Annotated in this window: 5 protein-coding genes; 4 read left to right on the forward strand and 1 reads right to left on the reverse strand. The window is 73.0% G+C overall.

Features of this window, described 5'->3' with window-relative positions:
* The first annotated feature begins 51 nt into the window (after window positions 1–51).
* From A6F73_RS29470 to A6F73_RS29485, 4 genes are all read left to right on the forward strand, one after another.
* Window positions 52–18,042, forward strand: a complete 17,991-nt coding sequence (locus tag A6F73_RS29470; RefSeq protein WP_063350551.1) for a hypothetical protein — start codon at window positions 52–54, stop codon at window positions 18,040–18,042.
* Between the two features lie 207 nt (window positions 18,043–18,249).
* Entirely contained in the window at window positions 18,250–19,647 is a 1,398-nt protein-coding gene (locus A6F73_RS41705; RefSeq protein WP_063350552.1) for a hypothetical protein, read from the forward strand.
* A gap of 64 nt (window positions 19,648–19,711) precedes the next feature.
* The gene (locus A6F73_RS29480; RefSeq protein WP_063350553.1) at window positions 19,712–23,146 is read left to right on the forward strand and encodes a right-handed parallel beta-helix repeat-containing protein; all 3,435 of its coding nucleotides are present in this window, start codon (window positions 19,712–19,714) and stop codon (window positions 23,144–23,146) included.
* Window positions 23,143–24,432 carry a S8 family serine peptidase gene (locus tag A6F73_RS29485; RefSeq protein ID WP_079136120.1) on the forward strand — a complete coding sequence of 430 codons (1,290 nt, stop codon included), beginning with the start codon at window positions 23,143–23,145 and terminating at the stop codon, window positions 24,430–24,432. Before A6F73_RS29480 ends, A6F73_RS29485 begins: the two co-directional genes overlap by 4 nt.
* 334 nt (window positions 24,433–24,766) lie before the next feature.
* Here A6F73_RS29485 and A6F73_RS29490 read toward each other — a convergent pair whose 3' ends face one another.
* Window positions 24,767–26,074 (reverse strand): MinD/ParA family protein, encoded by a 1,308-nt coding sequence (locus A6F73_RS29490; protein WP_063350554.1) that lies wholly within the window; start codon window positions 26,072–26,074, stop codon window positions 24,767–24,769.
* Between the last annotated feature and the right edge of the window lie 361 nt (window positions 26,075–26,435).

Here is a 26,435-nt window from a genome sequence, read left to right on the forward strand (position 1 = left end):
CCGCACCGCACGCACAGCACCAGCAGGCTTCGCAGCCGGAGGCTCCCCGCCATGGCCCACTCCTCGATCCAGGTCTCGCCCGGCGTGGCGACCTTCTTCCACATCCTCACCGGGATGCCGTGGCCGGAGTCCAACGAGGGTTTGCTGCGCGACGTCCGGGACGAGTACAAGACGCTCTCCGAGGAACTGCCGCAGCTCGAGGCCTACATCGTGGATCTGGTGGCCAAGTGCCGGCAGCAGTTCGAGGGGCAGACCGCCGAGGCCTTCGAGCAGGACATGGGGCGGTTCGTCGGCCAGGGGAAGGAGGGCACCAACTACATCGCCACGGCGACCGAACTCTGCAAGCAGCTCAGCGAGTTCGCGGGCAAGGTCGCGAACACCGTGGAGTACACGAAGTGGATGATCATCGGCCAGATCGTCCAGCTGCTGATCGAGATCGCGCTGGCCATCTTCTGGTCCCCGTTCACCGCCGGCACCTCGCTCCTCGCGGTCGAGCCCGTCAAGCAGGTCGTCAAGACGATCATCATCAACCTGCTGAAGAAGCTCCTCCAGGTGATCCTGATGCACACCTTCTTCGGTGTGGTGGGCGGCCTGGTGATGGACGGGATCATCCAGGGCATCCAGTTCGGGCAGGGCAACCGGCACGAGTGGGACAAGGACCTGACCAAGCAGGCCGCGATCTTCGGCGCGATCAGCGGCATCATCGCCGGCCCGCTGCACCTGCTGGGCATGGGCCTGGGCAAGCTCTTCGGCAAGATGTTCGGGAAGCTCTTCGTCTCGAAGGAACTGAGCGCCTCGCTGAAGAACCTGGCTGCCGGGATCGCCAAGGGCGGGACCAAGGAGTTCGCGAACCTCGGAGCCAAGGAACTCGGCAATGTCGGGGCCAAGGAACTCGGCAACGCCGGGGCCAAGGGGCTCGGGAAGGCCGGGGCGAAGGAGGCCGGGGCCGGCGCCGGCCGGGCGATCGGGGACGAGGCGGCGAACAAGTTCGCCAACAGCCTCGAAAAGCTCCTGCGGGAGAACTCCGCCTTCCTCTCCAAGGGCTTCGCGGCCGGCGGCAAGACCGGCGCCAAGGCCGGGGCCCAGTTCGCGGAGAACATGGCGAAGTCCTTCGAGAAGCACCTCGGCCCCGCCCTCGGCAAGGACCTCGCCCGCGAGCTGGGAACGGCGTTCGGCAAGGAGTTCGCCCAGAAGTGGGCCAAGTCGGGGGAAGCCCGCGCGGGCCTGGCCGCCGCCCTGCGCGAGATCGCGAACAACTCCAAGGTCGCCACCGGAGAACTCAAGCTCCTGGCCGAGAAGCTTCCCGAACTCGCCGGCCGCGTCGGCAAGATGAACACGATGTTCGTGCTCGGCCACGTGCTCGGCGAGCAGGTCAAGAACGGTCTCAACCAGTACCTGACCGAGGGCTTCTACAACCTGATCTTCGAGCCGAACCACGAGTTCTCGGCCAGCGGCGCGAGCTTCCTCAGCGGCTTCCTCATGGGCGGCGCGCGCCACCTGATGCACGGCCTCACCTCGCCCCTGATGACCAAGTACGTCAACTTCGTCCGGGACCTCCAGCACGCCGACATCCCCCACGACGGCAGCAAGTACTTCCACCCGCTCCACCCCCTCACCCTGCTGTCCGTGGCCACCAACCTGTCCGGCCACGCCGCGCCGTTCCCGGTGCCCAGGCTCGGCGAGCGCCTCCCCGCCCCGACCGAGGGCGGCCCGCACCTGACCAGCACCGAGGGCGGCGGCCGCACCACCTCGCTCACCCCGCCGTCCGGTTCGCACCGCACCGACGGCGGGCCCAGCACCGAGGGCGGGTCCAAGACGGACGGCGGGTCGAACGCGGCCGGCACCGAGGGCGGCAAGTCGACGGGCCCGAAGCCGTCGATCGGCACGGAGACGCCGGGCGGGGACAAGACCTCCAAGCCCGGCTCGCAGACCGGCAACGGTGGCCGGACCACGCCGGACCCCGCCACCCGCCGCCCCACCGAGTCCGGGGGCGACCAGGGCAAGCAGACGGGTGGCAACACGGCGACGGCGGGTGGCGGCGACCCGAAGCCGGATCCGCGGCCTGCACCGAAGCCCGATCCCAAGCCGGACCCGAAGCCCGATCCCAAGCCGGATCCCAAGCCGGATCCCAAGCCGGATCCCAAGCCGGACCCGAAGCCGGATCCCAAGCCGGACCCGAAGCCGGACCCCAAGCCCGACCACACGCCCGACCCTCCGAACCCCGACCGCACGACGGACCCCAAGCGGGACCCGAACCCTGACCCCAAGCCCGACCACAAGCCCGACCCGAAGCCGTCCAAGGAGGGCGACGGACGGCCTCCCAAGACCGAGGGCGGTCCGGACGGCAGCAAGGACCCCGACCCGAACGGTCCTCGCAAGGACACCCCCAAGTCCGAGTACGAACTCCAGCGCGAACACCTCCGGGAACAACGCCTTCAGGGCGAGAAGGACCGTGCGGCGGCTGCTGAGGCTGCTCGTAAGGCGAGGGAGGCGTTGGATCCGTCGCAGGCGGACGGTGACGGGGTCAAGAAGTCGGGTGATGGCGAGAAGGAGCCGCGGCCTGACCCGATGTACACGGCGCAGGGTGAGATACACCGGGATCTGCGTGCGCAGGGTGAGCTGCAGCGGGATCTGCGTGCGCAGGCTGAGGCTGCTCGTAAGGCGAGGGAGGCGTCGGGTCCGTCGCAGGCGGACGGTGACGGGGTCAAGAAGTCGGGTGATGGCGAGGAGGAGCCGCGGCCTGACCCGATGTACACGGCGCAGGGTGAGATACACCGGGATCTGCGTGCGCAGGGTGAGCTGCAGCGGGATCTGCGTGCGCAGGCTGAGGCTGCTCGTAAGGCGAGGGAGGCGTCGGGTCCGTCGCAGGCGGACGGTGACGGGGTCAAGAAGTCGGGTGATGGCGAGAAGGAGCCGCAGCCTGACCCCGGGTATTCGTCGCAGGCTGAGGCGTTCCGGCAACTGCGTGAGCAGGGTGAGAAGGATCGTGCGGCGGCTGCTGAGGCTGCTCGTAAGGCGAAGGAGGCGTCTGGTCCGCCGAAGGCGGATGAGGAGGCGCCCAAGGAGCCTGGTGGCGACGGTGAGAAGGAGCCGCTGCCCGATCCCGCGTACTTGACGCAGGCCGAGCTGCACCGGCAGCTGCGTGAGCAGGGCGAGGCGGATCGCAAGGCGAAGGCGCTGTCGGATCCGTCCTTCGTGGAGCGCGAGGAGGCCAAGGCTCTGGCCGACGCCAAGAGGCCGCGTTCGACACGGGAGCTCAAATTCCGCACGATCGACGATCTGAACGCCAAGAAGGAGGGCGACGGCTCCGGTGCCGCCGCGCCGGACTCCGGCTCGGACGGGCGGCCCGAGGGCGGGCCCGGCCCTGCCGGTAGCGGAGTGCAGGACCGAGGACGGTCCGAGGGCAGCCAGACCCAGGTGGAGCCGGCCCCCGCCGACTCCGAGGGTCCGGGTGGTGGCGAGCAGCAAGGTCCGGATCGTAAGTCCGGGGTTCACGGGCTCGGTGACCTGAAGGATTCGGGGAAGGGTAAGGCTCCGGCGGAGAAGTTCCCCGGCGCGGGGCACTTGTTGACGGATGATGCTCCGCCGGTGCCGCCGAAGGACGGGGCGGAGGGTTCGGGTGGTGGCGAGCAGCTGCGCCCGGATCGGAAGTCCGGGGTTCACGGGTTCGATGACCTGAAGGATTCGGGGAAGGGTAAGGCTCCGGCGGAGAAGTTCCCCGGTCAGGGGCGGACGGCTGCTGGTCCGCCGGCGGTGCCGCCGAAGGACGGGGTGGTTGAGGGTCCGGGTGGTGGTGCTGGGACGGTGCCTCCGGATCGGAAGTCCGGGGTTCACGGGCTTGGTGATGTGAAGGGTCCGGAGGTCAAGGCTCCGGTGGAGAAGTTCCCCGGTCAGGGGCGGACGGCTGCTGGTCCGCCGTCGGTGCCGCCGAAGGATGGGGTGGTTGAGGGTTCGGGCGGTGGTACTGGGACGGTGCCTCCGGATCGGAAGACGGGCGTTCACGGGCTTGGCGATGTGAAGGGTCCGGGCAAGGAGAAGGCTCCGGCGGAGAAGTTCCCCGGCGAGGGGCACCTGCTGACGGACGAGACCGTGGCGGGCCCGCAGGAGGAGCACCCGCCGGCGGTGCCGCCGAAGGAGGAGGGGAAGCAGGGCTCGGACGGTGGCGAGCAGCAGCAGCCGGCTCCGAAGTCCGGGATCCACGGGTTCGGCGACCTGAAGGATTCGGGCACGGCGGGGTCGGAGGGCAAGACCCCGGCTGAGAAGTTCCCCGGCAAGGGAGCCAAGCTGGGCGGCGAGGACGCCACCCGGGACGGGCGGGTCACCGAGTCCGGCCAGCGGGACCAGCGCCGCGACGCCGCCGAGCAGCGCCGGGAGGAGCAGAAGAACGATCCGGCCTTCCAGCAGGAGGCCGCGCGGCGCGCACAGGAGGCCGCGGAGGCGGAGACGAAGCTGGCCGAGCGCCGGAAGCAGCGGGCGGCCGACGCGGCCGTCCGCGCCGAGGCCGACCGGCAGGCCCTCAAGGAACGGGAGCGGCTGCGCGCCGAGGAGGAGGCCCGCGAGCAGCAGCGGGAGACCGAGCGGCAGCGTCTGCGGGCCGAGGAGGATCAGCGGGAAACCGAGCGGCAGGTACGCCGGGAGGCCGCCGAGGACGCCGCCGAGGAGGCCGAGTGGCAGCAGCAGTTGGCCGACCTGCGGGACAAGTCGGGTGGCGGCGGCGGTCTGCACGGCGATGTCTCCCTGGCCGAGGCGCGGAGGCTGCTCGCCGAACACCGCTCCAACGGGGTCGCCGACCCTGCTCACCGGCTGGCCTCCGAACTGGGCATCAACGTCGAGTCGTTGCGGCGTCATGGCCTGATGCCTGGGTTTGCGGGAGGACCGGGGGAGCGCGGACCCGGCGCCAAGGCGGAGCACATCGAGCCGACGTCCGACCGGAACCGACTCGGCGGCGACGACACCGCTCTCGCCCCCAAGACCGCCAAGTCCGCGAAGAAGGCCGCTCAGCCGGCGTCCGTCGTGACCCGAGGTATCGACGGCGCCGGTGGCACCGTCGACCGGGATGCGCTGGACCACGCCGCCAGGGAACTCGCCAACGAACCGGGCGAGTCGACGACCGTACCGCCCGGCGAGGTGTCCTCGGCGTCCGCGCCGTCCTCGCGGGAGAAGCTGGCCGCGGGGGCGTTGCTCAAGCTGCACGACGACCTCTTCCACCCGGACGCGCCCCCCGGTGGGGTCACCCGCGAGTTCGAAAGGGTCCGGGCGTTGCGGCGCCTGGAGCGTCTCGCCCGTGACGAGTACCGGATGCGGGTGCCCTTCCTGACCGGCGGCTGGCTGGGCGGCATGGCCCACGAACTGCACGCGCTGCCCGACCGGCAGCGCCCGGTGCCGGAGCACCTGCGGAGGCTGGTGGACACGGCCGTGCTGGTCGACCCGGCGCTGACCGGGGCCGCCCTCCGGGCCGCCCTGCGGGAGCGGCTGGCGGCGGACACGCCGCCGGTGGACGCACCGCACGAGGAGCCCGTCGCGGCCCCCGACCAGGTCGAACCCGCGCCGCAGGGGCAGGAGCCGCGCGAAGAGGAGTACCGGACCCGCCTGGTGACCACGCCCGGTGGAGCCGTGGTCGCGCTGGAGGTGCGGGGAGAAAGCTGGTCGGAGGCGCCGCCGGAGCTGCTGGAGACCGCGCGCAACGTCTACTACTGGAACGATCCCAAGAAGGTGTCCGACGGCGGCCCCAAACCCGTCCCGCAGCCTGGGACCGAGCCCGGCGCCGATGCGCCGGAGACGAGCAAGCACTACAGCCTGACCGACGTCACCGGGCCCGAACCGCTCCTGGTGCTGATGCCCAAGAAGCTCGACGACCTCGACCCCGAGAAGCTCGCCGAGGGCGTGGCGTCCGACCTGCCGCTCGACCGCATCACCCCGGAAACCCCGCTGGTGCTCGTCGGCCCTGCGAGCCTGGGGGCGGACTTGGTGTTCCCCCGTGCCCTGGCCAAGGCGACGGGGCGGACCGTGTGGACCAACTCCGTGGCGACCTCGATGTCCGGCGGTGTCATCAGGGTGAAGGGCAGACTGCGCTCCGCACTGGCGGACAAGCCGGGCGCGAAGGTGGAGCGAGGGTTCTGGATCAAGGAGGTTCCGCCGGACCCGGCCCTCGTGGAGGAGCAGGGTTCCCACACCGTCCAGGTCAGGAAGGTCCACAAGGACAACGGCCGCTTGGTCGACTCGAACTCGACCTACCCGATCGACGCGACGGACCTCGACAGCCAGCCCATCCTGTTCCCGCTCGGCGGGCAGTCGGGAGGCCGGCTCTTCCGGGACGACTCGCTCACCCGGAACTGGGAGAAGGTGCGGGACGGGTTCGACCCGACCAACCCGCACTTCGAGTACCTGCCGTCCGACTTCTACGACCAGGAGGACATCGCGGCCGCCGGGGCCTCGGACAACCCCGACCTCAGCACGATCGGGCTCGTCCCCTGGAACGTCGCGGCCCCGATCTACGCGGTCATGACGCACGCCACGCACCTCGCGACGTTCCTGCCCACGCTGTCGAAGCAGACGGACGGGACCAGGAAGGTCCACCTCTCGGGCGACGCGTTGGGCCAGGTCATCCGCAGGCGGCCCAGTTTCCGGCGCATGCCCCCCGACGCCCAGATCGTGCTGTTCGCCTGCCAGGCGGGCGCCCGCGGGGACAACGGCCAGGTGGTGGCGCAGCAGTTCGCCAACGCCACCGGCAGGGTCGTCTGGGCGGCCACGACCTCGGTCAACGTGGCCGCCGGTCAGCGCTACGCCCCGCTCGGCCTCCTCAGTGACGAGCACGGCACCCGAGGCCGTTGGGTCAAGTTCGTGCCGGGTACGGAACCGGAAACCGAGCAGGGTTCGCACCCGCCGGCGAAGGCGGTGGACCCGAAAAAGAAGAAGAAGGACGACACGGCGAAGTCGAAGGACAGGCGCCTCGGGGCACTCGGCGAGACCGGGCAGGGCGGCGTCCCGCCGGCGGCCCCGCCGACGCCCGCCACGCGGGAGTGGCCGGTGACGGGGCAGAGGTCGGTGGGCGACGGGTCGCACTTCGACGTCCTGCGGGTCCCGGGCGACGGCAACTGCCTGTTCACGTCGATCCTGGCCAGCGCGCCCCGGCAACTGGACTCCTGGGGCCACGGGCACCTGGACGTCAGGGGCGCACGCGCGGCCGTCTCGCAGTGGTTCCGGGGGCAGGAAGGCACCAGGCAGCGGACGGACCTCGACGCCCTGGGGATGAGTCCCCTTCGGTTCCTGCTCTCCGATGACGGTTTCAACCGTGAGCAGTTGACGGCGATCGCCGGCGCGGAGAACCTGGGACTGAGCAGAGGAGACGTGCTGGAGCACCTCCTCGCGGTGTTGGGCGAGGACGGGCCGCAGCGGACGGCGACCTGGGACCGCGTGCTCGACCGGATGCCGGCACTCAGGGAGCTGGTGTGGGTGCAGGCGGGGGACAGGGACCCCCGGCACCTGACGCTGTCCGACCTGACCGATCTGCCGCTCAGCCGATTCGTGGACATGGCGGTGCGCAACCGGGTGCTGTGGACCACCCCGTTCTACGACGAGATCGCGGTGGTGGCCGCCCACGCCTTCGGCATCCAGCTGAGGGTGTACGACCAGGCCTCCGTGCCCCGTCTGTTGAACGAGGGGTCGGAGCGGATCGTCCACATCCTCCGCTCGAATGAGGAGGACATTCGCGTCACCCACTACAGCGCGATGCAGCCGACGACCCCTCGGCCCACCACGCCGCGTCCGGCCGACGTGCCTGTGGTCACCGAGTCGCAGACCAAGCCGACTCCGCCGCCGCTGAAGGAGCCTGAGCGGACGCCTACGCCTACGCCTACGCCTACGCCTACGCCTACGCCTACGCCTACGCCTACGCCTACGCCTGCGCCTACGCCGAAGCAGGATCACGAGGGGCAGAAGGAGCCGCAGCAGGAGGACCTGCCGCAGCAGCAGGAGCCTCCCAAGGAGCAGGAGCTGCCTAAGGAGCAGGAGCAGCCGAAGGAACAGCAGCTGCCGCAGCAGCAGGAGCCGCCCAAGGAGCAGCAGCTGCCGCAGCAGCAGGAGCCTCCCAAGCAGGAGGACCTGCCCAAGGCACCGGAGCCGCCCAAGGCGCCGCCCCTGCCCGCCCCGCCGGGCCGGATGACGGAGCAGGGCCGGATCAGCGCGGGCGACCGGGTGGTGCTGGTCGACGGGGAGGACGACCAGGTCGTGGCGGCCGTACTCGGACAGCTGCCCGCAGGTGTCTCGGCGAGCCGGCGGGAGGAGATCCGGCAGCGGCTCGCCGAGCAGCTCGACGTCGGGATGCTGGAGCCCAACCTGTCGCGGATGACCCGGGGCGACGATCTGCTGGTGCCCCTGGACCTCGGTGGAGGCTCCGGGACGCTGCGGATCAGCGCCACGCTGGAGACGCCCGTCACGAAGCATCGGACGGAGAAGTTCGAGTTCGAGGACGGCGGCGACTCGTCCGCGGGAGCGGGCACCCTGCGTGAGAGCCGGTCCCGGTGGGGCGGGGGTCTGGTGGTGAGCGGCAAGCCGGCGTCGAACACCGGGTTGTCCGGGCCGGTGAGCGGGATGATGGACCGGAGCAAGGCGGTGACGATCACCGCGACCGGCCGGATGACCCACCGCAGGAAGACCGCCGAGCCGGTGCTGTGGGTGGACGCGACGGTCCGACTGGACCTCGACTTCTCCGGGGTCCCGGGCGTGCGGACGCTCCTGCCGCCGTTCTCCCGGACCCCGGTGGTGAACACCGGGCGGACCGGCGCGGAGCAGCGTCCGGAGCCGGTGCGGGTCCCGTTGCCGGTGCGGATCGTCACGCCGGCCGCCGAGGCTGCTTCCGTCGGGCCTGCGCCCGACGAGATCCGCCACGCCCCGCCGCCCCGGGTGCTGCGGACGGCGGCGCTGGGCGGGATGGACGTGGTCAAGAACGTCGACACGCTGCACGGGCGCGGGAACGCCGCCGCGGGTGACACGGCGCTGTTCGGAGCGGCCGGCGCGCCCTCCGGGCTGGAGGCCTTCGGGCGGCAGAGGTTCGGCGACGCCTGGAGTTCGGTGCGGGCCGAGATCCTCGCCCAGCTGGACCTGCCCAGCCTGCAGACCCAGCTGAGGTCGATGACGGCCGGTGAGCCGCTGGAGATCCCGCTGTCCGACGGCCGGGGCAGCATCCTGGTGTCGGCGAAGGTGCTGGACCTGACGTACCTGCGCAACACCGACGCGGGCGAGTTCAACACCGGCACCGACGTCACCAGCGCCGTCACCGAGTCCGACGCCAAGGCCCGGGCGTTGGCACTGGCCATCTCGGCCAAGCAGTCGAGCGGCGGAAAGGACTTCCTCGGGGGCGCCGGTACGGGGGGCGTGAACGGGCAGCGCGGCAGCGACCGGAACATCATCGAGCAGAGCTCCCAGCGGACCGGAACCGCCCTCAAGGCCAAGATCAAGGGCACGCTCTTCGACGGCACCGCCGAACTCGCCCTGACGCACTGGGACCCGGAGGGAGTCGTCTCCCCGGAGCGGGCGACGACACGGCTGGCCTTCCGGGTGCTCTTCGACACCGCGGAATGCCAAGCCGGCGGCACGGAAAGCACGTTCCGTCCCGACGCCGAACCCGGACCGCTCCAGGGGCCGGAGCTGGACCCCGGCTCCCCCGCGCGGGAGCCCAAGCCCGAGCTGTGGGGTTCCGACCCGGCGAAGGGCAAGACCGGACTGCCGCCGGGCACGGTCGTGCTCGATGTCGTCCCGCACGTTCCCGGGAGCACCACCGAGCCCGTCGGGCCGCTCAGGGAGGTCCTGGAGACGCTGGGGCGCCGCACCTTCGGTGCTCAGGGCTGGAACGAGCTCGGCCCGTTGGTGCGCGGGGCCTTCCGCAGCGAGCGGCTCGGGGCCCTGCTGACCGGGATGACCCACGGCATCGACCTCCAGTCGCCGCTGCTGGTCAGGACCGGCGAGCGGGACGCCCTGGTGCTGGCCGGAGCCAAGGTCCAGAAGCTGGAGTACGTTCGGGAGTTCGAGAAGGACGCCGAGCTGAACGTCGTGAACGAGTGGGCGGATGCCGGCGGCGTCCGGGAGAACTCCTTCCACGCGGCGGGCGGCCAGTTCCAGGGCGGGCCCGAGTTCAGGGCCCCCAACACCGTCATGGCGGCCTCCGGCGGAGCCGGCCGTACCACCCGGTGGCGCAGCGGCGACCGGGCGGCGGACTCCGTCAGCGGTACCGCCAACGCGAAGTTCGCCGAGAAGATGGTCGTCTACCTGGCCACCGTCGAGCTCGACCTCAAGGTCGTCGAGAACGGCGGGGACGGCTCGACCGCGCCCCAACGGGCCCTGGTCCGGACGCTGTTGGCCGTCCCGCAGTCCCTGACCGCACCGCACCGCACGCCGGAGGGCGAGGGTCTTGCCCCGGCCCGCCTGGTGTTCGACCGCCCGAAGGTCCAGCCCGTCGACGAGACCCCGCAGGTGGAGGAGGCCCCGGTCGTCGAGGAGACGCCGGGCGTCGAGAACATCCCGCTCCTCCCGAAGGCCCCCAAGCCGATCCTCGCGCCGGACCGGACGCCCAGCGTGCAGCCGCCGTCCCGGGTGTCCCGGACCGGCGAACTCGGACCGTCCGACCCCGTGCTGGGACTGCAGGACGCGCGGGCCGTCCTCGACGCCGTGGGCGCCAAGCTGAAGCCGCTGTTCGGCCGTCACTGGGCCTGGGTCGAGGCCGCCCTCGCCCCCCGCCTCGACGAGACGGCGCTGCGCCCCCGGCTGTCGGCCCTCACCACCGGAGGCAGCCTGAGCGTCTCGGTGTCGCATCAAGGGTTCACCGTCGAGGTCCGGGTCGCCCGGGCCAAGGTGACCATGCGGGATTACCAGGAGCTGATCGAGAAGTGCGAGTTCGAGCGCGGCGGTGAGACGGTGTCGTCCATCGGGGCGCTTCGCGACGTGCGCAGCGGAGTCAGCGTGGCGGCGGCGATCGAGGGGAAGTTCCCGTACGTCGCGGTGACGCTCGGCCAGTCGTCCGCCGTGCAGGAGACGGTGGGCGCGACACGGGACGCCGTGACCGGCCGGTCCGAGAAGGAGAAGACGGTCGAGCGCGCGGCCCGGTTCACCGGTGACGTGGCCTTCGACATCGAGATCGTGGCGAAGTCGACGCTGCCGAAGGTGTTGCTCGACCGGTCGGACCGGCGGAATCTCGCCCACGCCTCGGGCGGGACGACCGCCGTCACCGCGGCGGACTTCGTGTTCCCGGTCCGTGAACTGCCCATCGACCCGAAGACCGGCGTCGCCCCGGCCCCCGGCACCTTCCGTTCGGTGCCGGAGCGGATCGTCTCCTCCGGCGTGCTGAGCGGCTCCGACGTGGTGCTGCGGGTCTGGGCCCCGGAACCCAAGGGCGGCGCGGCCGGCCAGGAGGACGGGACGCCGAAGCCCCCCGTCGGCGCCCAGCCGACGGGCGCCGGCCAGGTCGTCCGCACCTCGTTGCTGGACCAGCTCGACGGCCGCGGACGGGAGGTGTACGGCGCGAGCTGGGGGCGGGTCCGGCGGAGGTTGGCGCCTGCCCTGCTGCCGGGAGCGCTGCAGTCCCGGCTGCGGGCGCTGATGGCCGGCCAGGAGCTCTTCGTGAAGGTGCCCGGTGGCACCGTCGTGCTCCGATGGGCCGGCGTACGGGAGATGCGGCACACCGCCGACACGGTCGAGACCGAGTTCGCGACCGGCGGCAGCAGCGGCGTCGCCCACGGCGGCCCCGACGGGACGGCCGGCCAGAACCGGGGCACCGACGAGACCTTCACCGCGCGGGTGGTGGGCACCACCGACCCGCTCGGGGCGGTGCCCGTCGCCGTCGTGGCCGGCGGCACTCTGAGCCACGTCCGGGGCCAGGAACGGACCGCGGAGCACGACGGCGTCGGCCGGACCGGTGTGGCGACCAAGACCAAGGTCGCCGGCAGCGTCTTCGAGGGCGCCGCGATGATCCAGGTCGAGATGCGCCGCAAGGGGTCGGCGCGGCCCGTCCGCGGCACGCTCCCCGAGGAGGCGCGGACCGAGCGCCTTCGCCAGGAGGCGCTCCGTCGCGAGACCGAGAAGCTGCCTGAGGGTGCGCCCCTGCCCAAGCCGTTCGGAGACGAACTCGATCGGCAGGGCCGGCGGATCCAGGAGTCGGCCCGCTCCTGGCGGGACCAGGAGGCGGCGAAGGAGGCCGCGAAGGAGGCCGGAAAGGAGCCCCTGAAGGAGGAGGCTCCCAAGGACGGCAACGCGGAGAACGCCGCCCCGGCCACCCCGCACGGCGCCGGCGGCCCGAGCACGCCCGCCGCGCCGACGACGCGGGGGCGGGGTCGCCGGCAGGCCACCGTCGCCGTCGAGGTGGGTTTCGAGGTCCTGCTGGAGACCTCCGACACACAGTCGGTCACCACCCGGGAGGAGGCCTCCTACCAGGCCCCGCGCCCCGGTCGGGAGACGGTCAAGCCGAAGCGTGGAACCAACGAGATCACCCACCCCGTGCCGCCCAGGGAGGTCTGGGAGGGCCTCCGCTCCGAGGACCTGGTCGTCGACCTGCCCGACGTCGGCTCGCTGCGCAACCTGCTCACCACCCTGGGCCGGAACGAGTTCCGGCTGAACGAGAACTCGGCCGCCATGCGCAAGCTCAGGCGGATGTTCGACCGGGGCCCCCTGATCGACGCCCTCCCGGACCTGACGGCGGGAGGGGAGCGGGTCAAGACCCTCCGGCTGGGCGTCCTCGACACGGTCAGCGTCACGGTCAAGGCCGAACTGGTCGGCCTCGGCCAGGGGCGTGAGGAGAAGAAGTCGGAGATCGCCCAGTCCGCCGAACTGGCGACCCGCTTCACCGAGCGGGCGCTGTCCTCCCGGATGACCCAGCTGATGGGCCAGCTCGGCGTCGAGTTCTCCAAGGTCAAGGGCAAGATCATGGCCGGGATCACCTTCGGCGGCGGCGCGGGCCGCCGCACCGGCGGTGAACGCACCCTCGCCGAAAGGGCCGTGGCCAACTCCAAGTTCCCCGAGCCGCTGGTGCGCTTCCAGGGACACGTGAAGTTCACGATCTCCTTCGGGCACCGCTCCGGCCCCTGGTCGTGGCGGCCGCGGACGGTGACCGGTGACGTCCCGGTCGTGGTGGGCATCCCGAAGAAGTCGATCACGCGGGAGTACACCGGGCCGGACGACACCTACTTCACCAAGGAGAACTGGCGCACGGGCCGACGGCCGTCCGACCCGTACAGCCTCCGGCCGGACACGGAGGAGGAGCCGAAGCCTGCGGAGCCCAAGCCTGCGGAGCCGAAGCCTGCGGAGCCGAAGCCTGCGGAGCCGAAGCCTGCCGCCCCGGCGTCGAACGACATCGCGGGGCAGGTCGCCGAACTGCTCGGTGGCGCCTCCGGACAGCTGAAGCCGCCCGCCCCGAAGCCCACCGGGCAGGACAAGGAAGAGCCCAAGGAACAGGACGCGGAAGAGTCCAAGGAACAGCCCAAGGAACAGCCCAAGGAGCCCGAGCCGGAGATCCACCAGGAGAACCGGGCCGAGGAGCAGTCCGAGGAGCAGTCCGAGCAGAACGACAAGGCCGAGGAGCAGCCCGAGCTGGAGAACCGGGCCGAGGAGCAGCCCAAGCAGCCCGAGGCCCCGGAACCGCCGAAGGACACCGACACCGAGCCGCAGCACCAGCAGGAACAACCCGCCCCGCAGCCGCCCCAGTTCCTGCTGGCGCAGGCCAACCGGGGTGTGCCCGGAAACCGGACAGGCTTGCGGATGGCCTCGGGAGCCTTCGTCGGCGCCGAGGGCCGGCACAACAACGCCCCCTCGGACGTCCTGCAGTTGACCCGCCGGCTGGAGGAGCTGGGCGCCCTGGAGCCGGTGGACGCCGAGGCCGTACGGCAGCAGGCCGAGCCGCTGCTCCGAAAGATCGAGGAGCGCCGGGTCAGGCTGCGCAACGCGCCGCCGCTGAAGAGCCCGGTACCCGAGGCGGCCGTCGAGCCGCTGGTACGGGCGGTGACCGGGCACCTGGGCTCGGCGCTGTCGCCCGAGCAGGCCCGCACACTCGGCCTGGAACTCACCGACAGCATCGGCCCCGGCGCGGTGAACCGTCCGGACGACGTGCTGGCGGCGGGTCGCCGACTGCACGAGCTCGGGCTGCTCGACGACGCCGCGCTCGCCGCCCTCGCCGGAGCCCACGCCTCCGGAGCCGCCGCGGGCCCGCCGCCGCAGGCCTTCCTCGACGGCCTGCTCGCGTTGCGCGCCGACCACCTCGGCGGCCGGTTCGACCTGCCCGTTCCGGACGGCGGCCGCCAAGTCGCGGACGCCATGCGCGACCTGGCCCGGCGTGGGGTCGTCCTGGAATGGCGCGCCTCGGGTGCGCTCGACCTGGAGAAGACGGACTTCGCCACCTGGGCACTGGACGGCCCGGCGGACCAGCCGCCGCCGCTCGCGGCCGGCAGCACGCTCAACTGCTGGGAGTCCGTCCTGCTCACCGCACACTCTCAGGGACTGGTCTCCTGGGAGTGGATCCACGACACGTACGCGAGCGGTCTGGACGGACCGCAGTGGACGAAGAACCTGATCTCCCGCCTGCTCCCGCACACCAGGACCAGCTACGACTCGACCGCCCACGACACCCCGCTGCCCCGCGAGGGCGACATCGTGGTCTACGGTCAGGGCAACCACGTGGCCGTCGCCACCGGCCGGACGGACGAGAACGGCGTACCGGTGCTGCTGAGCTTCGGCGTCAGCCCCACGGACGACGAGGCCGAGGTCAACCGGGTCATCGAGATCGGCGCGACGGACCTCTACACCGGCGGCGCCGATTTCGGCCCCGGCCCTTGGAGCGTGCAACCCGTACCAGTACCCGATACCGCTCCGCCGCGCGTGGAACAGGTGCCTGCGGCTGAGCACGTGGAGCCGGTTGTGCCCACGCTGCCTCCGCCGCCTCCGCCGCGTGTGGAGCACGAGCAGGAGCAGGTGCCTGCTCCGGTGCCTGCGCCTGCGCCTGCGCATGTGGAGCCGGTAGTGCCGCCGCTTCCGCCGCACGTAGAGCAGGAGCCGGTGCCGGTGCCTCTGCCGGTGCCTGCGCCTGAGTCTGAGCACGTGGAGCCGGTTGCGCCCACGCTGCCCACGCCGCCTCCGCCGCCTCCGCTCGCCGGGCCGCCGAGGGCGTCCGACATCCTGGAGCTGAGTCCGCACGACCGCCTCCTGACCCTGGACTCCCTCTCGCCCGAGACCCGTCGCTCCCTCGCGGCGGACACCGACTTCGTCGGGCCTCTGCGGGACGGGCTGTCCTCGGCGGAGTTCGCGACGGTGGCCGCCCGCTTGCTGGTGGATGTCGACCACCGGGTTCACCGGCCGGTATCGGCGCGGCAGAAGGCGCACGCCGAGCTGGAGCTGGTCCTCCAGAACCCGGAGGTCGCCGCCGGCCTGCTGCTGCGGGAGGTACGCGTGGTGGTCGTGCCGCGCGACGTCGCGATGACCGAGGTCGAGGGCTTCCACCACCTGGCCGGCACCACCGTCGGCGAGGGCGGCCGCCGTTGGGAGACCGTCCGTGGCGCGGCCGAGCGCGAGCGCATCGCGGTGACCGAGGAGAACCTGCTCGGCGAGGAGACCAGAATCGGTGAGGACACCGACACCGACACCGGCGAGGTGTCGGGCTTCGCGGACGGCTACTCCTCCACCACCCACGAACTCGCCCACGCCCTGCACGAGTTCAGCCTGACCGACGAGGAGCGCGAACTCGTACGGGACGTGTTCCTGGGCAACCACATGGCCGACACCCTGAGCCAACTGTTCGACACCAGGTCGACCGCGGCCTGGCCCGACGGCTCGGTGTACGACGAGAAGGGCAACCTGGTCGGCAACTACTCGTCCTCGGACGAGCGGGAGTTCTTCGCCCAGCTGGCCAACGTGTACCTCGGGACCAACCGCGGCAACGACCCGGACACCCGTTTGCCCCGCAACAACGGCGCCGGGTGGGTGCGCGAGCACCAGCCCGAGCTGCTGCCGATCCTGGAGCGGCTCTTCGGAGAGGAGCCGGACACCGCCCAGGCCGGCCCGGTCAACCCGGTCCACGCGACCCGCGCGGACAACGGGATGCTGGAGGGTTTCCGCGAGTTCCTGCACGCCGTCGACGGCGAGGGGGACGTCGAGGACCTTGAGCCGCCCGCACCGCCGCAGCCGCCGTCCGCGGCCGACCTGATCCAGCAGATCCTCAACCCCGCCGGAGCCGGCAGCAGTTCGGCTGCTGCGGCCCCGCCGAAGTCGCGGGGGCCGAACAACGGAGCGGGGGGCGGGAACGGCTCCGGCGGCGGAACCCAGGCTGGGCGTGGTCGTGGGGCCAACACCGATGCTGCTGCGGTGCCGCCCGGGGCTGGTCGTGGGCGTGGTCGTGGGACCAACACCGATGCTGCTGCGATGCCGCCCGGGGCCGGTCGTGGGCCTGGAACCGTGGCGACGGGAGGGAACAGGGGGCCTCGCTCGACCTCGCAGTCGGGCAGCCAGATCGCGCGCGTGGTCGAAAGAGACGGGAAGCTCTACATCGTCAAGGGAACGCCCGGCGAAGCCGGCTCCGAGCAGCCTCTCGACCTGCGCGCGCCCAGCCTTGACGCACCCCTGGGACAGGAGACCGACTCGCTGCGCGGAGCCTTCGGCCGCTCCCTGGACCGGATGGCGCGGGTCATGATGGACGTCGACCGGTACGGCAGTGGCGCGAACTTCAAGGTCGTCGGCACGCCGCACCTCGCCCTGACCGTCATTGACGGCGTGGTCCATGTCGCGGGTAACTCCGGAATGGACGCGCGCAAGATGGCGGATGCGACCAACCGTCTGAGGAACCTCGACACGCCGGAGGGCCAGGACAGCAGGAACCACGACCTGGGGAAGCTCCGCGAGATTCGGGACGGGAAGTACCGGGACAAGGACTTCCTGGGCTTCGACGACCACGGTGGAGGATTTGACGCGGTCCGCGAGGCGCTGAAGGACCCGAACAAGATCGTGTGGCACCCCAACGAGAGGGACAAGGGCACGGGATGCCTCCACGGTGAGATGGACCTCCTGAACGACGTCGAGACGCGGATGAGGGCGAAGTTCGAGGCTGCGCAGACGGCGAAGGCGGCGGAAGAGGCAAAGAAGAAGGAGACGGAGGAGGCCGAGAAGGGGAAGACAGCGAGCGAGGGGACGAAGGAAGCCGAGGCGAAGGACGACGCGACGGAGGAGGAGCAGAAGAAGGACAGCGAGGCGAAGGACGGCGAGAAGACGGACGGCGAGGACTCCGACGCCGAGAAGACGGACGGCGAGGACTCTGACAGCGAGGACTCGGACGGCGACGCGCCCAGCCGCGGGAGTGGGCCGACGGCCGAGGAGAAGGGCAAGGGAAGGGCCGACCAGCTGGGGCTCACGCCGTGGCCGATCGGTGGCAGGAAGCGCGACTGCATGGCGTGCCACTGGGGCCATGCCATCTTCAACAAGCACATCGCGAAGGACCTCGGCTTCGTCGTGGTGACGGGTGGTACCCACGGAAAGATCTTCGGCGGCTGGGCGGCACCGAACTGCATCACGCAGCACAAGGAGGCGATGGCCGAGCTGACGGCGAAGATCACCGGGACCGAGGTGCCCATCAAGGGCGGCACGGCGAAGCTCGACTTCGTCGATGGTGTGATCGTCGCCCCCCAGGGCTTCTCGCCCGGGATGGGCAGTCATGACGAGCCGTACATCTCCGACTCCGACCCCGCCGCCGATACCGGTTCCGAATCCGAGGACGCCGGCGAGTCGTCGAGCTCGGCCCCGAAGGACACCAAGGGGAAAGCCTCCGGGCAGTCCACCACGACCCCGCAGACCACGACCCCGCAGACCACCACTCCGCCAACCACCACCACTCCGCAATCCTCCACCGCCCCGCAGTCGAGCACTGCCCCGCAAACGACCACGCCCCCGCAGCCCACCGGCGGATCCGGGTCGACCCCGACCGGCGGGAGCAACCAGGGGTCCGGGCACGGCCGGGGCCGGGGACGAGGGGGCGGCCACCGAGGAGGGCGTGGCCAGAGCAAGGACCGGAAGCCGAACGGCTGACGAGTTCGTCCGCAGCTGAACCTCCGGGCACCTCGCGTCCGTCAAGACGGGTGGACGTGCCGTTCGGCCGCCTCGACCGGGGCCGACCGGCGGCCGTCCCTGCCGAGCATCGTCATCGAGGGCCAGGGGGCCAGGGTGGGCAAGGACCGGAGCGGCCGGGGGAGTCGGACGGAAGGGGCGGAGGGCGGCGGGATCCAGCTACCCGCTGTGGCATGGGTCGTGCCCGAGGAGTTGGAGGCCCGCCCGGCATCGTCCGCGAGCACTGCGTCCGCGAGCGCCGCGTCCGCGAAGGCGGAGCCCGCCAAGGTCGAGCCCGCGAAGGCGGAGCCTGCCGAGGTCGAGCCCGCGGCGGTGCCCGCCGCCGGCGCCGTGCCCGCCGTCGAGGCCGCGAAGCCTGCCACGGGCGCTGCTGCCGCGGCCGCCGAGGCGCCCGCCGGTGTGACCGCCGTCCCGGGCCCGTCCCCGGCCGAGGAGGAGGGCGTCGGGCCGCGCCGGATCTCGCGGCCGATGGTGGCCGCGGCCGTGATCGCGGGACTGGTACTGGTCGGGGTGCCGCTGGGCATCGCGAAGTTCGGCGGGGACGACCCCGGTCCGTCCGGTGCGGACGGTCCGCCGCCGGCCGGGTACACGCAGCAGGACGGCGGTAACGGGTTCGTCCCGGGTGCCGACGCTCCGGGGAACCCGGTGGGCGAGCAGCCCGTGCAGGTCGCTCAGCCGGTCGAGGGCCCGCCGCCCGGTGACGCCGGCGCGGCTGCGGCCGGTGGGGCGGCCGCCGCGGCCGGCGGTGCCGTGCCGGACCAGGGCGGCGGCCAGGCCGTACCGTTCGCGGGTCGGGTCCCGGCGGGCGGCGGTGCGCCGTCGACCAGCGGGAAGCCGGACGCGGGCAAGAACACGGGCGGCGGTGCACCGGCCAACCAGGGCGGTGGCGGCGGTGGCGGCGGCGGTGGTGGTGGTGCCGCAGCGGGAGGCGGAGGCGGAGCCCCGCAGACCCAGCCCCAGACGCAGAACCAGCCCCAGCCGCCGCCCGCCGCCGCCCAGCAGCCGGCGCCGTCCGCGCCCGCCCAGCCCCCGGCCAAGCCCGCGCAGCCAGCCCCGCCGCCGGCGCCGAGCTTCGCCGCGGTGGCGGGCCCGGGGTGCAGCGGCGGGGGCGCGCAGGCGCGCGGCTGGTACGACAAGGGCCAGGAGGGCTGGCGGAACAACTCCGGCGGCTACTCGGGGGACGGCTGCAACGGCGGCTACTACTCGATGCCGATGTCGGGTGACGCCAACAAGGACCACGACAACTCGGTGGTCTGGACGTTCTCCACGGGGTCGGTCACCACCGGCACCTGCAAGCTGGCGGTGTACGTGCCGAACAGCGGGGACGTCAAGGCGGTCGGCGGAACGTCGTCCCTCTACACGGTGCAGAGCGGTTCGGGGTCGGGCTCGTTCAACGTCAACCAGGTCGGCAACCGGGGCCAGTGGGTCACGGTCGGCCCCTTCCAGCTCAACGGCGGCAAGCTCGCCGTGACGCTGCACGACCGCGGCCAGGACTGGCAGGGCAGCGACAAGCAGACCTTCGCCCACCACGCCGCGTCCGCGATCCGGGCCAACTGCACCGGGTGACCCCGCTGCACCGACGTACGGCAGCACCGGCACGACAGCCAAGAACGACGGAGGAGAACGCACCATGACCCGCCATGTGCTGACGGTCAGTGCGGAGCAGCGCGACGGCGGTGGCTACCGCACGATCGGCGCCGCGCTGGAGGCGGCCCGCAGCGGCACGGTGATCAGCGTCCGCCCGGGCCGCTACGAGGAGAACCTGGTGATCACCAAGATGGTGACCATCACCGCCGAGGAGGCCCGGGGCAGCGTCCGGATCTCGCCGCGGCGGGGCGCGGTGGTGCAGGTGGTGGCCGAGGCCGTCCAGCTGACCGGGCTGGTGCTCCAGGGCCAGGACGAGGAGCTGCCCACCGTCGACGTCCCGCGCGGCCAGGCCGCCCTGGAGGACTGCGAGGTGGCGGGCAACTCCTGGACGGCCGTGCTCACCCGGCAGCAGGGCGCCCTGGCGATGCGCGGCTGCCGGGTCGTCAACCCGGCCGGGGCCGGCATCGTGGAGACCTCCACCGGCTCCAGCGTGATCGAGGACTGCGTGGTCGAGCACCTCGGCAGCTCCGCCGTGGTGATCGGCGAGCGGGCCAACCCCGTGATCCGGGGCTGCGTGCTGCGCGACGCCCGGGGCAACGGGGTGTGCGCCAACGGCGAGGGCCGCGGCTCGATCGAGGACTGCGAGATCTCCGCCACCGACAAGCCCGGCATCGCGCTGGAGGAGAACAGCACGACCAGGGTGCTGCGCACCACCGTCCGAGACGCCTCGATCGGCATCTACCTGAGTTCGACCGCCCAGGTGCTGCTGGAGGACTGCACGGTCAGCGCCACCCGGGGCCACGGCCTGGTCCTCACCGGCGGCACCGACCCGGTGGTGCGGCGCTGCCGCACGATGCGCACCAAGGGCCACGGCATCCACGTCACCGGCCGCTCCCGGGGCACCTTCGAGGAGTGCGAGGTGGCCGGCGCGGAGGCGGCCGGGATCGTGGTGGACGAGTCCTCCAGCCCGTCGCTGACCCGGACGGCGGTCGGCGACAGCGGCGAGGCGGCGGTGGAACTGGTCGGCGAGAGCGCCGCCGAGTTCGACCGGCTGGAGGTGCGCGGCGCGGGAGGCGCCGGGGTGAGCGTGCGGGACGGTGCCAACCCGCTGCTGCGCCGACTGGACATCGCCGACGTGCGCGGCCACGGCGTCGAGGTGCTGCGGGAGGGCCGCGGGCGGCTGGAGTCCTGCGTGCTGGGTGCGACCGGCCGGGCCGCGCTGCTGGTGGCCGACGGCGGCAACACCCAGGTCGGTGGCACCACGGTCCGCGGTACCGCCGCGACCGGCGCGCCGGGGACGGCCAAGACCGCAGGGACCCCGGGGATCGAGGTCGGTCCGGGCGGCGTCGCCTCGCTCCGCGACTGCGACGTGGCCGAGTGCACCGGCGACGGGATCGTGGTCGAGGACGGCGGCGAGCTGACCATGGCCCGTTCCCGGGTGCACGGCAACCGCCGGCACGGCGTGCTGCTGGCCGCCGGCAGCCGGGCCGCCCTGACCGGCTGCGAGCTGGTGGGCAACACCCGGGACGGGCTGCGCGCCGAGTCCGAGGAGCCGATCCGGATCACCGGCTGCACCGTCACCGGCAACCGCGGCTCGGGCCTGTGCCAGACCAGGCCCAGCGAGCGGCTCTCGGTGGAGAACCTGACCAGCCGGGACAACGGGCGGGCCGACAGCCACGGCACCGCGACCGCCGGCGCCGACGACCACCCGGCCGCCGCCCGCCCGGCCGGCGCGCCCGAGGCCGACGGCGCCGAGGCCGAGGCCGAGCGCCCGGCCGACGACCTGCCGCCGCCCGAGCCCGAGGGTCCGCAGGCGGCCCTCCAGGCGCTGGTCGGCCTGGAGGGGGTCAAGGAGCAGGTCGCCACCCTGGTCAACCTCAACAAGCTGGCCCGGCGCCGCGAACAGGCCGGGATGCCGGCCCTGCCGATGGGCCGGCACCTGATCTTCGCGGGCCCGCCCGGCACCGGCAAGACCACCGTCGCCCGCCTCTACGGGGCGATCCTCGCCGAACTCGGCGTGCTGCGCAGCGGCCACCTCACCGAGGTCGCCCGGGCCGACCTGGTGGCGTCCATCGTCGGCGGCACGGCGATCAAGACCACCGAGGTGTTCCAGTCGGCGCTCGGCGGCGTGCTGTTCATCGACGAGGCGTACACGCTGTCCGCCGGATCCGGCGGCACCGGGCCGGACTTCGGCCGCGAGGCCATCGACACCCTGGTCAAGCTGATGGAGGACCACCGCGACGACGTGGTGGTGATCGTCGCCGGGTACTCGGACGAGATGCGTTCCTTCCTCGGCTCCAACCCCGGCCTCGCCTCCCGGTTCAGCCGCACCGTGGACTTCCGCAACTACTCGGCGGAGGAACTGGTCACCATCGTCGAGCGGGCCGCGGTCGGGCACGGCTACGAACTCGCCGACGCCACCCGGGAGGTGCTCGGCACGCACTTCACGCGGATGCCCAAGGGCGCCGACTTCGGCAACGGCCGCGCCGCCCGCAAGGTGTTCGAGGAGATGGTGGACCGTCAGGCCTCCCGGCTGGCCGAGCTGGCCGACATCACCGACGCCGACCTCGCCCGACTGCTGCCCGAGGACCTCGGCGAGGAGCACTCCGACGCGGCCCGCGCGGCCGCGGCCGGCGGACCGGGCGCCGAAGGCGGCAGCGACCTGCTCGACCAACTGCGCGCCATGGTCGGCCTCACCGCCGCCAAGGAGCAGGTCGAGAACCTGGTCAACCTGATCACCCAGGCCCGCCGCCGGGAGGAGGCCGGCCTGCCCACCGCCCGGATCAGCCACCACCTGGTCTTCGCCGGCCCGCCCGGCACCGGCAAGACCACCATCGCCCGGCTCTACGGGGCGCTGCTCGCCGAACTCGGCGTGCTGCCGCGCGGCCAGCTGGTCGAGACCGCCCGGGCCGACCTGGTCGGCCGCTACATCGGGCACACCGCCCAGCTCACCCGGGACGCCTTCGAACGCGCCCGGGGCGGCGTGCTGTTCATCGACGAGGCCTACACCCTCACCCCGCGCGGCGGCGCCGCGAGCGGCGACTTCGGCCAGGAGGCGGTGGACACCCTGATGAAGCTCATGGAGGACCACCGCGACGAGGTCGTGGTGATCGTGGCCGGCTACCAGGAGGAGATGCAGGGCTTCCTGAGCTCCAACCCCGGTCTGGCCTCCCGGTTCCCCCAGCAGATCGCCTTCGACCACTACAGCGCGGACGAACTCGTCACCATCGTGCGCCGCCAGGCGGAGGAGGCCGGCTACGTCTGCGCACCGGAGACCCTGGCCCTCCTCGGCGAGCTGTGCGCGGCCGTCCCCCGGGACCGCAACTTCGGCAACGGCCGCTTCGCCCGGCAGACGCTGGAGGCGATGGTCACCCGCCAGGCGGGGCGGCTCGCCCGGCTCGACGTCGGCGACCTGTCCGAACTCAGCCTGCTGCTGCCCCAGGACATCCCCGGGCTGCCGCAGGGGAGCGCGGTGTGACCGGCGCACCGGGCCGCCCGGCCCGGGCCGCCGCGGCCGCGCTCTGCTGCGGCGCCCTGCTGGTCCCGGCCGCCCCCGCCTGGGCCGCCCCGAGGCCCGCCGCGAGCTCCGCCCCGACGCCGGCCGCCACCTCAGGCGCGGCCGATCCGGCCGCGCTGCCCGTCATCGGCCAGAACCGGGGTGCCGGACGGCCGGACGGCTGCGTCAAACCCTCCGACAAGGGCACCGACCGGACCCCGTGGGCGCAGACCTACCTGCGGCCCGAGGCCGCCTGGCAGCTCAGCCGCGGCGCCGGCGTGACCGTCGCCGTGGTCGGCTCCGGGGTCGACCCGGCGTCCGGGGTCCTGGAGGGCCGCCTCACGCCGGGGCCGCGTGAGTACGGCCAAGGCGACTCCACCCGCGACTGCGTCGGCCACGGCACCTTCCTCGCCGGGCTGATCGCCGCCCGGCGCCAGGACGGGATCGGCTTCGCCGGTCTCGCCCCCGAGGCGCGGATCCTCGGCGTGGCCGTCACCGACGACGTGGGGAACACCACCCCGGCCCTGCTGGCCAAGGGCATCCGGGACGCGGCCGACGGCGGCGCCCGGATCATCGCCGTCGGCCTGGCGCTGTCGACGGGCGAGGCCGAACTCGGCGACGCCGTCCGCTACGCCGGCGGCAAGGGCGCCCTGGTGATCGCTCCGGCCGCCCCCGACGGCGGCGGCTCCCAGTCCTCCCCGAACTCGCCCCCCGTAGCGGCCTACCCGGCCGCCCTCCCGGACGTCCTGGCGGTCTCCGACCTGGCGCCCAACGGCGCCCCGCCCAGCGGTGCGGTGGACGCGGTCCGGGTCGACCTGGTCGCCCCGGGCGACGCGGTGCTGAGCGTCGGCCCCGGCGGCAAGGGCTACTTCACCGCCGCCGGGCCCAGCTTCGCCACCGCCCTGGCGGCCGGCACCGCCGCCCTCGCCCTCGGCTACCGGCCCGACCTCACCCCGGCCCGGCTCGCCGAGCGGCTCCGGGCCACCGCCTACCACCCCGGCACCGCCCTGCCCGACCCGCACCTCGGGTACGGGACCGTCGACCCCCTGGCCGCCCTCAGCGCCCCCCTCCAGGACGGGCCCCCGGCCACCCTCGGGCCCGCCCTGGCGGTGTCCCTGGTCCAGCCCCCGCCCCCCGACCCCGCCGCCCGGCAGGCCACCCTGATCGCCGGCGGGATCATCGCCGGCGTCACCCTGGTCGTCGGCACCGCCGTGGTCTGCGCGACGGGCCGCCGCCGGGCCTGGCGCCCTGGCCGCTGGTCGGTCTGACGGGCCGCCGGGAGCCCTCCGCGCCCTGGGCCGGCGGTGCGGTGCGGGGCCGCCCGTGCCACCGACACGGGCGGGGCGTTCAGGCCCTGTCCGGCCGGTGGCGGACGCTGCCCGCCACCGGGCGGCGGTGCCGCCCGCGCCGTGCAGGCGCCGGGCTGCTCGATCCGGGCTTGGGCGTGTCTGACAATTCGCGGCGGATCAGCGTGCGGTGTTGGGCGCCCGGCTGGGCGTGCCGGCGAAGCGTCCTCGTACTGGGCCGTACTTGGACGTTTCGCCGGTGCGTCCAGGCGGGATGCCTGGCGCCGCGCGCCCGGCGGGAATTGTCAGACACGCCCTAGTGGAGGGCGGCGGCGGCGTGGGGGCCGGCGGCGGGCGGGGCGAAGTGCATGCCCTCGGCGACCAGCGCGGTGAGGTCGAGGTAGGCGCGGCGGGTCTTGGGGCGCAGCTTGGCCGGGTCGAACTCCCCGCCCAGAGCCAGGTGTTCGTCGAAGGGGAGGACCACGACGCCGCGGCAGCGGTTCTCGAAGTGGGCGACGAGTTCCTCCACCCGGATCGTCCGGCCGCTGCTGCGGACGCTGGAGATCAGGGTCACGCTGCGCTGCGCCAGCGAGCCGTAGCCGTTGGTGTACAGCCACTCCAGGGTGGCGTCGGCGCTGCTCGCGCCGTCGATGCTGGTGGTGGCGGTGATGACCAGCTGGTCGGCGAGGTCGAGGACGGCGCGCATGGAGCTGTGCAGCAGGCCGGTGCCGCAGTCGGCGAGGATGATCGGGTACTGCCGGGCGAGCAGGTCGACGAGCCGTCGGTAGTGCTCGCCGCTGAAGCTGTTGGCGATCGCCGGGTCCGAGTCGTTGGCCAGGACCTCCAGCCCGCTGGGGGTGAGCGAGGTGAAGCGGCGGACGTCCATGTAGCCGGTGATGGTGGCCTCGGCGGCGAGCATGTCGTGGACGGTGGCCCCGGTCTCCCGGTGGACCCGCTTGCTGAGGGTGCCGGTGTCCGGGTTGGCGTCGACGGCGACCACCTTGTCGGCGCGGATCTCGGCGAGGACGGAGCCGAGCGCCAGGGTCGTCGAGGTCTTGCCGACACCGCCCTTGAGGCCGATCACCGCGATCCGGAAGGAGCGGTGCAGCGGGGTGCGGATGGCCGCCGTCAGCCGTTCCCGTTCCCGTTCCCGCTCTCCCCGGCCGAGGCCCAGGCCGGCGGGCAGGCCCAGGGTACGGCGGCCCCGCCGTGCGGCGGGGGCCTGCGGCGGCGCGGAGTGCGGGGCTTGTGGGGCCGGCATGGCCGGTAGGGCCGGTAGGGCCGGAAGCGCGGCCTGGGGGAGCTGCGGCAGCAGGGCGAACGGCTCCGGGGGCAGCGCGGCCGGGGCCGGCCGCGCCTGCGGGGGCACCAGGACCGTCCCGAGCACATCCAGTGGCTGCTGCCAGTCCGGCCCGGCGAGGTGTCCGGCGGGCGGCGCGGCACTCGGCCCGGCAGCGGGGACGGCGCTCGGCGCGGCGCTCGGGACGGCGCTCGGGATGGTCGCCGTTGCGACGGCCAGGGCGGCGGCCGCCGGGAGGACGGGGCCGTAGTCGGGGGCGAGGTCCCAGTCCGGGCCCTGCGTCAGACGGTGCACCCGCCCGGTGTGCGTGTGGTCGGCCGCCATGTGTTCGCCTCCTGCTCGCCGTGTCGGCCCTGTCTGGTGCACCGGATTCCGGCGCCCCCCGCGCCGGCCGGGTACGGGGCCGTCCGATCGGTTCAACGGCCCGGGCCGGGAGCACCGTTCAACGGGAGCGCGGGACGCTGCGGCCCACTCGCGTCCCACCCCCCTCGGGAATGGGCTCCCGGCCGTGCGCGGCCCAGCACGGCCCGGTGGAGCCGGGCGATGTCTACGGACGACGGCCCGGTTCCGGTTCACCCGGCGCCGTCGCCGGGGCAGGGTGAACCGCCCCCGGCGGACGGCCCGTTGAGCGGGTCGGGGCGCGCACTGTGCCTCCCCCGCGCTTGGAGGACCTGATGGGCACCAC

The organism is Streptomyces sp. MJM8645, assembly GCF_001625365.1.
In the GTDB taxonomy this organism is placed as follows: Bacteria; Actinomycetota; Actinomycetes; order Streptomycetales; family Streptomycetaceae; genus Kitasatospora.

Coding starts and splice junctions, on each gene's coding strand:
- A6F73_RS29470 (WP_063350551.1), top strand. CDS start 52: ATGGCCCACTCCTCGATCCAGGTCTCGCCCGGCGTGGCGACCTTCTTC.
- A6F73_RS29480 (WP_063350553.1), top strand. CDS start 19,712: ATGACCCGCCATGTGCTGACGGTCAGTGCGGAGCAGCGCGACGGCGGT.
- A6F73_RS29490 (WP_063350554.1), bottom strand. CDS start 26,074: ATGGCGGCCGACCACACGCACACCGGGCGGGTGCACCGTCTGACGCAG.